The sequence below is a fragment of the Vibrio sp. La 4.2.2 genome (assembly GCF_027586995.1).
Classification (GTDB): domain Bacteria; phylum Pseudomonadota; class Gammaproteobacteria; order Enterobacterales; family Vibrionaceae; genus Vibrio; species Vibrio mediterranei.
This window is the reverse complement of record NZ_JAPPTJ010000007.1, coordinates 208,704-223,696: the sequence shown is the minus strand read 5'-3', so window position 1 is coordinate 223,696 and position 14,993 is coordinate 208,704. Positions and strand designations below refer to the sequence as shown.

The 14,993-nt window shown below is 43.0% G+C and carries 11 protein-coding genes; 5 read left to right on the top strand and 6 right to left on the bottom strand.

The window, feature by feature from the left end:
* Positions 1-61: 61 nt before the first annotated feature.
* The 3 genes from OH456_RS17695 (at position 62) to OH456_RS17685 (ending at position 4,075) form a co-directional block, all read left to right on the top strand.
* Entirely contained in the window at positions 62-1,342 is a 1,281-nt protein-coding gene (locus tag OH456_RS17695) for a DUF945 family protein (RefSeq protein WP_270033977.1), read from the top strand.
* A 131-nt stretch (positions 1,343-1,473) separates the two neighbouring features.
* Entirely contained in the window at positions 1,474-2,568 is a 1,095-nt protein-coding gene (gene serC / locus OH456_RS17690; RefSeq protein WP_006074725.1) for a 3-phosphoserine/phosphohydroxythreonine transaminase, read from the top strand.
* A gap of 202 nt (positions 2,569-2,770) precedes the next feature.
* Positions 2,771-4,075 carry a hemolysin family protein gene (locus tag OH456_RS17685; RefSeq protein WP_443088640.1) on the top strand — a complete coding sequence of 435 codons (1,305 nt, stop codon included), beginning with the start codon at positions 2,771-2,773 and terminating at the stop codon, positions 4,073-4,075.
* Positions 4,076-4,177: 102 nt separating this feature from the next.
* Here the strand turns inward: OH456_RS17685 and cydC are convergent, their stop codons facing one another.
* The 3 genes from cydC to trxB form a co-directional block, all read right to left on the bottom strand.
* The gene (cydC, locus tag OH456_RS17680) at positions 4,178-5,899 is read right to left on the bottom strand and encodes a heme ABC transporter ATP-binding protein/permease CydC (RefSeq protein ID WP_006070800.1); all 1,722 of its coding nucleotides are present in this window, start codon (positions 5,897-5,899) and stop codon (positions 4,178-4,180) included.
* Entirely contained in the window at positions 5,892-7,679 is a 1,788-nt protein-coding gene (cydD, locus tag OH456_RS17675) for a heme ABC transporter permease/ATP-binding protein CydD (RefSeq protein WP_270033975.1), read from the bottom strand. The genes cydC and cydD overlap by 8 nt, the downstream gene beginning before the upstream one ends.
* Positions 7,680-7,794: 115 nt before the next feature.
* Positions 7,795-8,748 (bottom strand): thioredoxin-disulfide reductase, encoded by a 954-nt coding sequence (trxB, locus tag OH456_RS17670; RefSeq protein WP_088877488.1) that lies wholly within the window; start codon positions 8,746-8,748, stop codon positions 7,795-7,797.
* Between the two features lie 517 nt (positions 8,749-9,265).
* Between trxB and OH456_RS17665 the strand changes: the two genes are divergently transcribed.
* Positions 9,266-9,925 (top strand): 2OG-Fe dioxygenase family protein, encoded by a 660-nt coding sequence (locus OH456_RS17665; RefSeq protein WP_171389159.1) that lies wholly within the window; start codon positions 9,266-9,268, stop codon positions 9,923-9,925.
* The gene (locus OH456_RS17660; RefSeq protein ID WP_240205983.1) at positions 9,909-11,132 is read left to right on the top strand and encodes a cysteine desulfurase-like protein; all 1,224 of its coding nucleotides are present in this window, start codon (positions 9,909-9,911) and stop codon (positions 11,130-11,132) included. Before OH456_RS17665 ends, OH456_RS17660 begins: the two co-directional genes overlap by 17 nt.
* Positions 11,133-11,178: 46 nt before the next feature.
* Here OH456_RS17660 and OH456_RS17655 read toward each other — a convergent pair whose 3' ends face one another.
* The 3 genes from OH456_RS17655 to OH456_RS17645 all read right to left on the bottom strand — a co-directional run bounded on the left by OH456_RS17655 (position 11,179) and on the right by OH456_RS17645 (position 14,809).
* Positions 11,179-12,003 (bottom strand): DUF2797 domain-containing protein, encoded by an 825-nt coding sequence (locus OH456_RS17655; protein WP_038230250.1) that lies wholly within the window; start codon positions 12,001-12,003, stop codon positions 11,179-11,181.
* Between the two features lie 65 nt (positions 12,004-12,068).
* Positions 12,069-13,760, bottom strand: coding sequence for a GGDEF domain-containing protein (locus OH456_RS17650; protein ID WP_270033974.1), 1,692 nt, complete (start codon positions 13,758-13,760; stop codon positions 12,069-12,071).
* Positions 13,757-14,809, bottom strand: a complete 1,053-nt coding sequence (locus OH456_RS17645) for an extracellular solute-binding protein (protein WP_270033973.1) — start codon at positions 14,807-14,809, stop codon at positions 13,757-13,759. The genes OH456_RS17650 and OH456_RS17645 overlap by 4 nt, the downstream gene beginning before the upstream one ends.
* Positions 14,810-14,993 lie beyond the last annotated feature (184 nt).

The window sequence follows — 14,993 nt, the reverse complement described above, 5'->3', positions numbered from 1 at the left end:
GATCCTAGCGACTTGAGTTAGACTGAATGAAATATACTTCACAAAATGTCTTAAATACTCTATGAATCAATTGAAAAAATATGGCGCAATCGGCGGTGCAGTAGCGCTTGTTTTATGTTGGCCACTGGCTGTTGGACATATCGGGCAACAAGTTGTTGAGGATGGTGTAGAGCAACTAAACAACGAAGGTGTTACAGCAGAGATTGTAACCTACGATCGCGGTTACCTTTCTTCTAACGTAGAAACACGCTACCAAGTTAACGATCCTGTTCTGAAAGAACAGTTAGAAGTGGATGGCTTGCCCACAGAAATTGTGGTTCAGAGTGAAATTAGTCACGGTTTATTCAGCTTAACAGCGAACTCGCATATCCAGAATTATCCTGATTTCCCTCTCGCGTTAAAAACAGTGACGCAGCTGAATGGTAATACTGAATTTGAATTGTCACTCGATAGTTGGAGTTATCAAGGAGATGATGCACAGAAAGTTAGCATGTCTATTTCTCCGTCAGTGGCAACAGGTACTGCAACCGTTCTAGGTCAGTTGACGTTCAATGCTAATATCCCTTCGATTCAATTGGATTTTGAAAACGGTGAACAACTGACACTAACAGACTTGTCCGCAAATGGTGTTGGGAAAAAAGAGCAAGGTTTTTGGCTTGGTGATCAGAGTGTGACGTTAAAAAACTTCACCATTCTCGATGAAATGCATACTAGCATTTTGAATATTGATGATCTTGGCTACACCTTCAAATCGTCTTTTGATTATGAAGCGGATCGCATTGATACCCAACACATATTCAGTATGAGCAATATGACCTATCCGGATGGTGGTCAACTGAGCGACCTCAAGGTCGACTTTGCGCTAACCTCGCTAGATAGAAAATCATTCGAAGGACTGGTCGACTTGTATCAAACTAATCCAACTATCGCGCAAGCAGATATTACTACTTTAGCCCCTTTGATTGAGACGTTGTTTGCGCGTGGCTTTAACGTTGCGATGAACGACATGCACTTCAAAGTAGCGGACGATGAGTTCAAATCTAACTGGCTACTAAAAGTGCCTGAAGGGACTGAAAATGTATCACGTGATCCAAGTGTGGTGATGCCAGCGCTGACTGGTAACATGAACGCGTATATGTCAGAAGGCATGGTGAATGTTAACCCGATGCTTGCTCAAGGTATTGATGAATTGGTAGTGATGGAGATGGTGACGCAACAAGATGCAGGCTATCAAATGAAGGCTGATATTGAAGGCGGTCAACTGGTATTTGCCAATGGCCAGAAAATTCCACTAGTTGCACTTTTCTTGCCGCTCTTGATGGGGCAATCAATGGGGCAATAATCGCTGAGTGAGTACAAATTACACTCGTGATTAGAAAAGAGGTCTGATGGCCTCTTTTCTTGCTTTTTATCTCCGTAAAAACGTGATATTACTGGCACTTCTTTATGTATTTAGTCAGGAGTATAAAGGTCATGGAGCCGATTTCACATAACGTATTCAATTTCAGTGCTGGTCCTGCTGGGTTACCTCGAGCGGTACTACAAAAGGCGCAATCTGAGTTGCTTGATTGGAATGATTTGGGTACGTCGGTGATGGAAATCAGCCATAGAAGTAAACCTTTCATCAAGGTTGCGGATGAGGCTGAACAAGATTTAAGAGACCTGCTAAATATTCCTTCCAACTATAAAGTACTTTTCTGCCAAGGTGGAGCGAGAGCACAATTCTCTGCTGTACCACTTAATTTATTGGGTTCAAAGACCAAAGCAACTTACATTGACGCAGGTTACTGGGCCGAAAGTGCGATTGATGAAGCTGAAAAATACTGTACACCTGTCGTGCATAAAGCGAAGACAGAAATAGATGGAAAAATTGCGGTTCAACCTGTGAGTGAATGGGTCATTGATGCCGACTCGGCATACGTTCACTTCTGTCCAAATGAAACCATCGACGGTATTGAAATCAATGAACTACCGCAGACTGAGCTACCAATTGTAGCGGATATGTCTTCGACGATTCTTTCACGTCAAATCGATGTGTCACAGTACGGCGTTATTTATGCGGGCGCGCAAAAGAACATTGGACCTGCCGGTATCTGTATTGCGATTGTACGCGATGATTTGCTTGACCTAGCCAACGATGTCCTACCGACATTTTTAAATTACAAAGTGCTCGCTGAAAAAGACTCTATGTACAACACGCCGCCAACTTTTGCGTGGTATTTGTCTGGTTTAGTGTTTAAGTGGCTGAAAGAGCAGGGCGGTGTTGCTGCAATTGAGAAGATTAACCGAGACAAAGCGGCGATTCTTTACAATCACATTGATGCTTCTGACTTCTACCACAACAATGTACACGAGAACAACCGTTCGCTAATGAACGTGCCGTTCCAGCTATCAAAACCTGAACTAGATGCTAAATTCTTGGAACTGGCAGATGAACGTGGTTTGCGCGCACTGAAAGGCCACCGCGCCGTAGGTGGTATGCGCGCATCAATCTACAATGCGATGCCGATCGAAGGTGTACAAGCGTTAGTGGATTTCATGAAAGAGTTTGAAGAGCAGTTCGCTTAAACGGTACTGACTATTTCTAATAAAGCCGAGCAGTTAAGCTCGGCTTTTCTTTTGGGTAAATGGCAATTTTCTCTCTTATTAATATTATCTATTGTGTCCATAAATAACCCAATAAATAGGACTCAGTAATTATGCACTGATTCACAGCTTCATCGCTGACAACTCGTTTATGCTTGCTATGTGTGCATCACTGGATCGGTTTATGGACATTATCTTATTAGCAAGTTTAATTGGGCTGAATGGTTTATTTGCCATGTCAGAAATCGCTTTAGTGGCAGCGAAAAGTGGTCGACTGCGAAAAATGGCAGAACGACAGAAATCTGCGCAACTTGCGTTAAAGCTTAAAAATAACCCCACATTATTCCTCTCTACTATTCAAATCGGTATTACTGCAATCGGTATTCTCAGCGGGATATTTGGTGAGGCAGTTTTATCTGCGCCGTTGTCAGTCTGGTTGCACTCAAAAGGCATAGACCCTGAACTTGCGAATATTTTGGCTACAGCGAGCGTAGTTATATCGATTACTTATTTCGCGATCGTCGTAGGAGAGCTAGTTCCAAAGCGGCTTGCGCAAAACAACGCAGAGCGAATTGCTATTCTCGTTGCCTATCCAATACATTGGCTATCATTATTAACCAGCCCTTTTGTTAAGCTTTTATCGGTATCCACTGATGCGGTGCTTCGTCTCCTTGGTCAAAAGGAGGGACAAAGCGATTGCGTGACCGAAGAAGACATCATTTCTTTAGTGCGAGAAGGTTCAGAAACAGGCGCTATAGAACAGCAAGAATTGGTGATGATCCGCAATTTATTGCATCTAAATGATAGAGCGGTAACGTCACTTATGACGCCCCGTAGCGACATACATCATCTTGATATAGATAAACCAATTGAACAAGCACTCAAAGAGCTTAGGCAGACCAAGCACTCTGTATGGCCCGTGTGTCGTGGTGGTCTTGATAACATCATTGGTACGGTATCTTCAAAGAATCTATTGGATGAGTATGAAGTGCTTTCGGCGGGTAAACTCGCGAAAATGTTGCGTAAGCCAAGATTTGTTCCTGAATCAATGAAAGGATTAGCTCTTCTCAACCACATGCAGCAAACCAGCTCTGAGATGGCGTTTTTAGTTGATGAGTATGGTGACGTCCAAGGGTTAGTTACTCATTATGACTTGCTTAAGTCTATTGCTGGGGAGTTGGGGATGGCTCCGCAACAAGTTTGGGCTAAGTTGCTTGCTGATGGAAGTTGGATTATTGATGGATTAATTCCAATCAATGAGCTGAAACATAAGCTGGATATTCAAGAACTAGAGGGAGAGTTTGATGAGGGCTTCCAAACCTTGAACGGTTTTTTGTCCTGGCAGGTTGGGAGTGTGGCAAAAGCCGGGACACACATTTGCTATCAACAATGGGACTTTGAAGTAATGAAGGTTAAGAATAATCGCATCACCCAAGTAAGAGCACACAGAGTGTGTGGAACTCAAGATTCAGAGAAACAGGATAAATAGAAAACTATTGCCATTAAAATTAAGTGGATGAAAAAGCCCGCTTCAATATGTTAGTGACATAGGGAAGCGGGCTTTTCGTATGGTGAATATGAATATTAGCCGTTAAAGCGTTTGATGCAGTTCGTAGTATCGACCTTTCTCGTCAAGAAGCGCTTGGTGCTGGCCGTACTCCAAAACTTCACCGTCTTCGAGTAAGCAAATGGCATCAAACGTTTCTAAATGCACTAAGCGGTGAGTGATGAAAATAACCGTTTTACTGTTAAAGTGTTGGTCAAACAACTGCATGATTTGTTGCTCAGTTTTTTTGTCTAAGCCTTCAGTAGGCTCATCAAGTAATAAGATCGGCGCATCATGTAGAAGTGCTCGTGCGATACCAATACGGCGCTTTTCGCCACCGGAAAGTTGACGTCCGCCATCACCCAACCATGCGTCCAAGCCATTGCCTTCAGCCAAATGTGCCAAGTCTACTTTATCTAGAGCAGCGATAAGCTCATCATCAGAAGCGGACGGTTTCGCCATAAACAAGTTATCACGTAGTGTGCCATTCAAGATGTCGACTTTCTGGCTAACAATGCTAGTTGCTTCACGAAGTTGACGTTCACTCCAGTTTTGAATCTGAGCACCGGCAAGGGTAATCTTCCCTTGGTCGACATCCCAGTAACGTGAAATGAGCTGCAACAGCGTTGACTTACCTGAACCAGTTTGACCAACAATAGCCAAACGATGTCCACCCTTCACAGAAAGTGACACATCGCGAAGTGCTTTTTCGTTAGCGTCTGGGTAGCTAAAGCAAACGTGATCGATATCGATGGAGTACTCGTTCGAATGCGTCACAGGATCGTCAGGGAAGGTGACTTCCGGCGTTGCTAGAATCACCTCATTTAGTCTCTTGGCGGAGGTCAGCGTCTGACCTAGATACTGAAATGCACCTGCAATAGGCATAAGCAGTTCAAAGCTTGCCATGGTCGCAAAGGCCATTAACGCGATTAGAGGATCAGGTTGATTTCCACCCACGCCATCCGCTGCTAGCCACAGCATCAGTATGAGCAGCCAACCATTAGCAAGAATCAGCAGACCCTGAGCCATACCAGATATTTTTGCATGAACCAACTGATTGGCAATCAACTTGTCTTGCGCAGTCACAATAGCTTTTCGGTAGCGAGATTCAGCGCCAAAAAGCGTCAGTTCACTATAACCTTGTAACCAGTCTAAGGTACGAATGCGAAGCTCAGCTTTATTTAGTGTTAACGCTTCCCCATTCTTGCTTCCCAAGCGGTAGAAAACGATTGGCCACGTGATAAGCAGCAGCATTAGAATTGCGCCAAGCGTGAGGCCTAGCGTCATGTCAAACCAACAAAGAACAGCGGTCAGACATAAGATACCAAATACACCGACGATAATTGGGCTAACAAGACGCAAATAGACGTGGTCCATGGCATCAACATCTGCCACAAGACGGTTGAGCATATCCGCATCGCGAATGTTGACGGCTTTACCGGGAATAAGCGGCGCTAACTTGGTGAAAAAGAAGATTCGAAGATCGGTGAGTAGTTTGAAGGTAGCGTTGTGGCTGACTACACGTTCACCCCAACGTCCAGCGGTGCGCGCCATTGCCGCGCCACGTACACCGGCACCTGGCAACATATAGTTAAAAGTTTCGCGAGCAATGGTTAAGCCTGCGACCGCAGCAGCAGAAATAAACCAGCCTGATAGAGTGAGTAGGCCAATGGACGCAAAAAGTGTTGCAAAGGAGAGAAGCATACCCAAAGACAGGCCAAACCAATGCTTTTTATACAGTTTTAAGTAAGGGAGTAAATCACGCATCTAAATTCCCCTTATCTTGAGCAACGGATGATTGATGGGCAGACAACATGGTGCTGAATAAGCCATCTGAGTCTGAAAGCGAATCATAACTGCCTTGTTGTTCCAGACGGCCTTGATTCATCACTAATATGGTATCTACGTTCTTTAGTTGAGAGAGCTGGTGGGTGACCATCAATGTCGTTTTACCTGCGGTACTGGTGTGTATACCTTGAGTAACAAGACGTTCACTTTTGGCGTCCAGACTTGCAGTCGGTTCATCTAGTAACCAGAAGTTACCGTTTTGTACCATTGCTCTTGCTAACGCGATACGCTGAGCTTGACCGACCGAAAGACCTCCGGAACGATCGGTAACTTGATAATCCAAACCATGTTTTTCGACAAACTCAGCCGAGAACGACGCCAAAAGAGCATTGTTGACTTGCTCTTGGTTAACATCATTATTACCTAGGGTGATGTTGTCGCGAATCGTTCCATGAAGTAGCAGTGGGTTTTGGCCAACCCAGCTGATGTTTTTACGCCAGTCGGTTTGGTCGAGGTCTTTAAGTTCAATACCTGCCACTTTTAATGAACCTTGATAAGGCATAAATCCTAAAATGGCGTTGACCAAACTGGTTTTGCCTGCGCCGCTCGGGCCGACTAACGCAGCGGCTTCGTTGGCGTTTATTTTGAAGCTAATTGGACCGACAAGGCGAGTCCCCTCAGGGCTGAAAACTTCTAGATCTATTGCTTCGATAGAGATGCTTTGAGGGTGAGAAATGTTCTGACTGCCCTGTGGTAATGCGGTAACTTCTGTATCCAAGAACTCGACAATACTTTCTGCTGCACCGACGGCTTGTGCTTTAGCATGGTAGAAAGTACCTAAGTCGCGCAGTGGCTGATAAAACTCAGGCGCTAAAATCAAAATGAATAAGCCAGCGAACAAGGTAACGCCGACACCATAATGACCAAAGTTAAGCTCACCAATATAGCTGAAGCCAAAATAGACGGCAGTGATGGCGATGGAGATTGATGTGAAGAACTCCAAAACCGCAGACGAAAGGAAAGCAAGTCGCAATACATCCATTGTGCGTTTACGAAATACTTCAGACGCACCACGTAGTACCTCTGTCTCAGTTTTTGTGCGATTGAAGAGACGAATTGTTGTCATGGATTGCAATCGGTCATAAAAGTGACCAGAAAGACGTTGTAAAGCCTTAAAGTTTTTACGGTTAGCGTCGGCAGCCTTCATTCCGACGAATGCCATAAACAGAGGAACAAGTGGTGCGGTGACAAGGAAAATTAGACCTGCAGCCCAGTTGATAGGAAATACAACAATAAGGATGATAATAGGGACAGCAACAGCGAGGGACATTTGCGGCAAGTACTTAGCGAAGAAATCTTGCATTTCTTCCACCTGTTCAAGAACTAGTGTTGCCCATGTGCCAGCAGGTTTGCCTTTTATATAAGTTGGTCCTAGTTCGCGTAACTTATCAAGGATGAGTTGCCTTATGTAACAACGTATCTGCTCGCCACATTTGAATCCAGCGATTTCGCGCCCCCAAGCACATCCAGCACGCCCAGCAACGGCTACTAGTAACCCTAAGAAGTGCGGAATGAGTTCATATTTGTCGACATGCTCAATAATGAGTTGGTGCAATATTGTGGCGATAAGCGCAGCTTGCGCTAGCAAAAACAGGCTTGAAAGAACGCCAAGGCCAATCGCAATAGCGAGCCAGCGTTTAGCAAGCTTACTTTGCGTCTTGAGCCAATTATTCAAGCTCCGTTGTTTTTTCTTATCCATGTAGAAGGCTTAATGAGTATTATTATTAGAAGAAACGGCGATTATACAAAAAGAAACCCACAGGGCATACCTATGGGTTTCTTGTTTTCAAAAATAATGAGACGAAATGTTAAATTTATGACTGTGCGTCAAGGAAACGCTCAGCATCTAACGCTGCCATACATCCTGTTCCGGCTGAAGTAATCGCTTGGCGGTAGTTATGGTCCATCACGTCGCCAGCAGCGTAAATACCGGGAATGCTTGTTTGCGTAGCATTGCCTTCTAGGCCGGATTTCACAACAATATAGCCGTTGTTCATTTCAAGCTGACCTTCGAACAAGTCAGTATTCGGCTGATGACCAATGGCGATAAATGCACCCATAACATCAATGTGTTCAATTTCTTCTGACTGTGTATCTTTAATTCGTACGCCAGTGACGCCCATATCATCACCAACGACTTCTTCCAACGTACGGTCGGTATGCAGGACGATATTGCCTGACTCTACTTTGTCCATCAAACGCTTAACGAGAATCTTTTCCGCACGGAATGTGTCTCTACGGTGGATTAGGTGAACCTCTGAAGCGATATTTGATAGATAAAGAGCCTCTTCAACAGCGGTATTGCCGCCGCCAACAACCGCAACTTTCTGGTTGCGATAGAAGAAACCGTCACATGTCGCACAAGCTGAAACACCACGTCCTTTGAACGCTTCTTCTGATTCTAGGCCAAGGTATTTGGCTGATGCGCCCGTTGAGATGATAACTGCATCGGCAGTATAGCTCTGAGAGTCGCCAAACAACTTAAACGGGCGAGTACTGAAATCGACTTTATTAATGTGATCGAAGATCATCTCGGTCTCAAATTTCTCAGCGTGCTCTTTCATACGATCCATTAGAGCAGGGCCCGTCAATCCTTCGGCATCACCTGGCCAATTTTCCACTTCAGTGGTCGTTGTGAGCTGTCCACCTTGTTGCATTCCAGTCACTAGAACAGGATCGAGGTTGGCACGTGCCGCATAAACAGCCGCGGTATAACCAGCAGGGCCAGAACCTAAGATAAGCAATTTACAGTGTTTTGTGTCAGCCATTTTGTTGTCTCACTTCAGTCATTCTTATTGCACCTTCTATCGGTGCATCTTAATTACCTAATATATTGGGGTTACGGTGAATTAATCAATACTAGATTTGTGATAACTGATGTCATTTTGAGCAGTTAGTTGTTAATCGAACGCATCAAATGCATATTTTCCATTTGTTCCGTCCGATTAGAGATAAATGCTAGGATAGATAATCTAGATGGTGGCTAACACTTTGACGATTCACCTTTGCAAACACGATGAGTTAATAGTCATTTTTGTCATAAGTCATTGTTAAGTAATATGATGTTTTCTTGTCTAGTTAACAATGCTAGGTTTTTAGTGGGCTGAAATCGATAATTAGAGTATACTGCTAACAAGTGGATTCATTTCAGATAATTATGCCTTTTTGTTGGAGTGCATGGTTTAAAAGGCTGTGAAATGTTGATCTTGCAGAATTGTTAATATTTAATGGTTTGTAAATAAAATGTGAAACACATTGTTTTTGGCATAACATTGAAAGGAGTTAATGATGCTACATAGTGTTGAAAGTACATTACATCTTACTAGCCTGAGTGGCCGTTCCACTGAACAATTGGCCCCATCTTTTGCCACGCTACCTAACACGGAACATGCTGATGGCAAATATCGCTTACGTCGTTATTCGGTGGTGCGTTTTGAAAAAGGTCAAATTGTAGACAAAGGTGATAATTGCTTTGTTCAGTCTGAGCATTTTAACCACTTTCAAGGCGATGTGATTAGACAGTTTGAACCTGTTTTAGAATCGACTCTGCAGAGCTCTGCGATGTTGGAACTGGTTACGCTTTTTGTTAACACGAATGCCTTACCTGACGGACAGGAAATTGAAATTCATCAGATGAGGATCGCAGCGGTTTACGATGAAACCGAGGTTGCTCCAGAAGGTGTACATCAAGATGGATTTGACCATATTGCCTTGGTCGGTATTGGTCGAGAAAACATCGTAGGCGGTGAGATCATGCTCTACAACGATAATGGTGAAGCTCCGTTTTTCAGAAAAGTACTGGAAAATGGGGAAGTAGCTATCCTTGACGACTCTAAGCTTTGGCACAATGCTCAGCCAATCCGCTGTATTGATAATCAAAACGCAGGCTACATGGACGTGTTTGTATTAACCGCTAAGGATATGCGCAATGCACTTCACTCCTAGTTCTGCTCGAGAGCACTTTTCTGCTCTTCATCAATCTTATAACGGCCAGTCAGTGGTATTCCTTGATGGTCCCGGAGGTTCTCAAGTACCAGGCTCAGTTCTTAAAGCCATGACGGATTACCTTGGCCAGTACAATTCTAATTTAGGTGGTCACTACTTTTCTAGCAAAGAAACAGTGGAGCTTGTTACAAAAGCCCGCCACCATGGAAAAGCACTACTTAATGCCGAAGAGGTGGACAACATCGTGTTTGGCGCCAACATGACATCGTTGACATTTCAGTTGAGTAGAGCGATAGCGAGAAACTGGCAGCCTAATGATGAAGTCATCGTTACGGCGCTGGACCATTACTCAAATGTATCAAGCTGGCAACAAGCTGCAGAAGATAAAGGTGCGGTGGTCAAACAGGTTAAAGTCGATGAAAGTGACTGCTCTTTGGATTTTGAACATTTAGAGAGTCTAATTTCTGAAAAAACCAGATTGATCGCCGTGACTTACGCGTCCAATACCACTGGTTCTATAACTGATATTAAGCGTATTGTGGAGCTGGCAAAACGGGTAGGGGCACTAGTCTATGTCGATGCGGTTCACTTTGCGCCACATGCATTGGTAGACGTACAAGACCTAGAGTGTGATTTTCTGGTCTGTTCTGCATACAAGTTCTTTGGACCTCACTTAGGGTTAGCCTATATCTCACCGACGTGGTTGCAGTCATTGAAACCATATAAAGTCGAACCAGCAACAGATATTGGCCCAGGGCGGTTTGAAACTGGCACGCAAAACTTTGAAGCGATGGCTGGTTTCATTGAGGCGGTTCGTTATCTAGCTAGCTGGGGTAAAGGGCAGAGTTTACGGCAACAACTTGTGTCCGCGTTCAAGGATATTGGTTACCATGAAGAGCAAATAAGCCGCTACTTTTTGGAGCGACTATCGCGATGTGATTCGTTAAGCCTTTATGGAATAGCTGACTCGGCTCATAGTAGACGCACACCGACGTTTGCCCTTCGTTCAAGTAAGCATTCACCAGAATTGATGGCAAAATCTCTTGGTGAACAAAATATCTGCGTATGGAATGGCCACTTCTACGCACTAGGATTAGTCAAACAACTCGGACTAGAAGATAAGGGCGGTGTATTACGGGTCGGTTTTATGCATTACAACACTCTCGAAGAAGTTGACCGATTTTTCGATGCCATAGAGAATATCTAGTGATAGAAAAGCCCGCGTTTGCGGGCTTTTCTTTGGATGTTTTTCGTTAGGCGGAAACTTCAACTTCATAGGAGGTGAATTTGCGAATATTGATCACTCCAGTATCAAAGATTAAGTACTGACCTTTGATACCCTGTAACGTTCCTGTGACCACGGGCTCTTTATCAAAGTTATGCGACTTAATCTTGGTCGGATAAACTTCAACTGGATAGCTGATCGGCGTAATCACTTCGCTTAGTACTTCTATCGCATCGTTACCATATTGAGCTTTAATCTCTGCAATTTTGTCGGCGACAAGTGGTAATAGTTCTTGTGCTTTTTCCACTAACTCCATCGGGTCACCATCTTGCTTTAACAAGGTTCTCCAGTTGGTTTTATCCGCAATGTGTTTGGCAAGCTCAACTTCAATCAAGCCTGATATCTGACGCGTTTTAACTTTCAGAATCGGTAAACCTTGTGTTGCCCCTTGGTCTATCCAACGAGTAGGAATTTGCGTATGACGTGTAATACCTACTTTCAAGCTGGAGGTGTTAGATAAGTAGACGAAATGATCAACCATGCAATTGGCTTCGCCCCACTCGGGTTCACGACAAGTGCCTTGATCATAGTGGCAAGTTTCAGGCTTCATAATGCACATATCGCAGCTTGCTAGTTTTTTCATGCAAACAAAGCAATGGCCTTGTGAATAGCTCTTCTTTGTTTTTTTGCCACAAGAGCTACAGAAAATGTTACCAGTATGGGTAAGGGTCAGCGTCTTTCCAATAAACGAGGTGAGTTCTACTTCTTGTTCACCAACGGGTAAACGGTATTGAACTTGCGAATCTAGAGAGGCACGCATTTTGGACAGCGTACCTGAGGCTAATAGTGACATGACATTACTCTTTTAGTTGTTTTGCCCAGTGTAGCAAAAACAAGAGTTAGAATCTGTCGAAAAAACTATCGAAAGGGAGTGTGCCAATAAGTTTGAGCATGGCCATTTTTCTTTGCTTCATACATAGCTTTATCAGCCAATTGAATGAGTTCTATGGGCTGACTAGAAGATTCTGGGTAAATGGCAACACCTATACTAAGTGATAGATTTTGATGGTATAACCTTTCACAGCCAACGAGTCTCTCCATCGACTGATGCAGCTTGTCGCAAATCGTATGTATGATAGTCAACTGCCTAAGATTTGAAAGCAAGATGATGAACTCGTCACCACCATGCCGACATACCAAATCACTGCTACGCAGCTCTCCAGCCAGAACATGAGCTATTTTCTTTAAGAGTTCATCTCCGGCATGGTGTCCGATATGGTCGTTGACCAGTTTAAAGTTATTAACATCAACAAACAGTAGTGCAAAGTGAAGTTGATTGATTCGATGGTGTTGGATTTCGTTCTCTAACCGAACAGAAAAATCTTTTCTGTTCGGCAGGCCTGTTAAATCATCCTTGCGAGCAAGTTCTTGAAACTTTTGTTCCGAGTTCTTGAGCTTTTCATACTGGACGTTGAGATTGTTTTGAAGGTAATTGAGTGCTTGCGCGACATCTCCAATCTCATCTCGTTGGTTATATTGATAAGGAGTTGTTTTCTTTCCCAACGTAATCCTTTGTGCAAAGGAGGCAATGTGAGTGAGGGGCAGCGTAACGTATCGAAATAGAGAAAATGAAAGTACAGATGCGATTGACAGCAATACCATAGTAGTAATCAGTACGCTCTTGATTGTGTTTTCCCGCCACAGGCTACCGATGGAGTCTTGTCTGACGTGGCCCAAAATATAGGCACTCGAAGTTTGATGGATCTGAAACTTTGCTAACGCGAAGCTTGCGTAATACAAGCTGCTTTCTTTAGTGTTCGTATTTAGTTCAAAGAAGCTTGAATGTCCGTGATTAACGGTTGTCAGCGCATTTGGATAGTCATTCTGGACTTGTTCAACTTTTCCTCTCATAAAACTAAACTGCTTGTCTCTGTCTGGATGAAGCAAATAATCTCCATTGGTATTAGCGATCATAAACGTTGTCGGGTCATCCATTAAAGAGGTCGCTTTTTCCATTAAGGCTTTGATATCGACAGTGAACAATAAAGATGTACTTTCATCACTCTTGAGATTGAGAGGATAAACAATAAATACGTAAGGCGTAGATTCATGATGAACGATACGGTCATAATGGGTAGAAACTGGAGAGACGTAGATTTCTCCCGCATGAATTTTTGTAGCTTCGACAAACAATGGAATATGAGTAAGGTTGTTGAGCTCATTTGGTTCTACAGCATGTATTTTCTGGTTAGGCCCTGTTTGAATTCTGAGGATTTCTCTAAGTGCTGTGTTTTGGTGGATAATCGAGACACTGTTATAGGTTGAGTTGTTTTGAATAAATGGAATGATGGCTGCTGCCAGCTCAGTTTTAGCATACTGTTTGTCGAGCTTATCTTTGACCAACATCGCTAACATATCATTGGTTCGCTCAATATCTTGCAGTTTCTCCTGCAAAGCGCGAGTGGCAATTCCTGAGGTTTGTACCATTTTTGTTTTGATATTATCGGCAAGCAGTGCCTTAGAGCCTTGATAGCTTAGCCAAGCTAGAGTTGAAAATGAAACTAACAATGTACATGTGAACATCAGTGTAATTTTCGTAGAAAGCTTCATTGCCTCGTTCTCTTGGTATGTTCCATTACCGTGGGAAGTGGTTTACCGCTGTATACTGAATCCCACATGGCTTCACGTTTTTCCGGTGATTCTACAGGTGAAAGCCATATCAACTTTTCCTTATTATCGCTTTCAGAAAACTGGTTAAGAGGACTTTGTAGTCCATGACGCTTAGTTAGTTCAAGTTGAACCCATGGTTCTAGCACAAAATCAATCCAGCGGTGAGCAAGTTCAGCCTGTTTGGAAGTAGACAAGATTGACCAACAATCTAACCAAGCCAATGCTCCCTCTTTTGGAATCGTATATTCTATATTGGCACCCGTCTTTTTAAGCGAATCAACTTGTTGATGGCCAAAATTCGCAAACATGATTGATAGTTCAAAGCGATTAAATAGCTCTGTTGCCTCTTCGAGTGAACGATAGAACGTTAACGTATTCTCTCTCAGCGATATCAGTTTTTTAGCAATGAGCTCGTCGTCTGATTTTGGAATCTTAAAAGGATCGGGTAGCTCCAATGCCAGTGCGGCTAAACTCACATTATGTGTCCCGCCATCATATCCAAGCGTTTTGTGATGGTATTCCGGTGACCAGAAATCTTGCCAAGAAGTTGGAGCAGATTTTACACGATCGGCATTGTAGATGATTCCCATTGATGAATAGGTATAGGGGAGGCCGTAGATATTACCGTTAAAGGTGATTTCTGGGTTTGTTGACAGTGGTGCGAATTGATTGCTGATCCATTTACTATTTTCTATTTTGGATATGTTGATTGGAATAAATTTTCGCAATTTGATATATCGTTGTAGCTCAGAGGAATTTAGGGCAACAAGGTCATAATCTTGATTTCTATCATCAAGTTTCTCTCTTAACTGTTTGTCATTATTTACATAAGTTACTTCAATGTCGATGTTATTTTTATTTTCGAAAATAGATACAATATCTGTGTCGGTATATCCATGCCAAGATAATATTTTTAAAATCTCTTTTCCGTAAACAATATGACTGAAGAAACTCATGCACAAAATTGGTGCAATATAAATGCGCATCATAATAATGCCTAGGTTAATTAGCTTTTTAGATTATATGAATCAGTCATCTCTAATTTCAAATTGTTAGTCTGGTATTAAACGAAAGTTTATTAATATAGTTATCAAAATGCGATTTATATCACAATATTGCTGATTTTTGTGATAATTAACGCATTAATTGTGTAATATTTATGCAACAGGTCTC

What these genes read in the sequence shown, in the direction of transcription:
- OH456_RS17695 (WP_270033977.1), top strand. Translation starts at nt 62, where the DNA reads ATGAATCAATTGAAAAAATATGGCGCAATCGGCGGTGCAGTAGCGCTT.
- serC (WP_006074725.1), top strand. Translation starts at nt 1,474, where the DNA reads ATGGAGCCGATTTCACATAACGTATTCAATTTCAGTGCTGGTCCTGCT.
- OH456_RS17685 (WP_443088640.1), top strand. Translation starts at nt 2,771, where the DNA reads ATGGACATTATCTTATTAGCAAGTTTAATTGGGCTGAATGGTTTATTT.
- cydC (WP_006070800.1), bottom strand. Translation starts at nt 5,899, where the DNA reads ATGCGTGATTTACTCCCTTACTTAAAACTGTATAAAAAGCATTGGTTT.
- cydD (WP_270033975.1), bottom strand. Translation starts at nt 7,679, where the DNA reads ATGGATAAGAAAAAACAACGGAGCTTGAATAATTGGCTCAAGACGCAA.
- trxB (WP_088877488.1), bottom strand. Translation starts at nt 8,748, where the DNA reads ATGGCTGACACAAAACACTGTAAATTGCTTATCTTAGGTTCTGGCCCT.
- OH456_RS17665 (WP_171389159.1), top strand. Translation starts at nt 9,266, where the DNA reads ATGATGCTACATAGTGTTGAAAGTACATTACATCTTACTAGCCTGAGT.
- OH456_RS17660 (WP_240205983.1), top strand. Translation starts at nt 9,909, where the DNA reads ATGCACTTCACTCCTAGTTCTGCTCGAGAGCACTTTTCTGCTCTTCAT.
- OH456_RS17655 (WP_038230250.1), bottom strand. Translation starts at nt 12,003, where the DNA reads ATGTCACTATTAGCCTCAGGTACGCTGTCCAAAATGCGTGCCTCTCTA.
- OH456_RS17650 (WP_270033974.1), bottom strand. Translation starts at nt 13,760, where the DNA reads ATGAAGCTTTCTACGAAAATTACACTGATGTTCACATGTACATTGTTA.
- OH456_RS17645 (WP_270033973.1), bottom strand. Translation starts at nt 14,809, where the DNA reads ATGATGCGCATTTATATTGCACCAATTTTGTGCATGAGTTTCTTCAGT.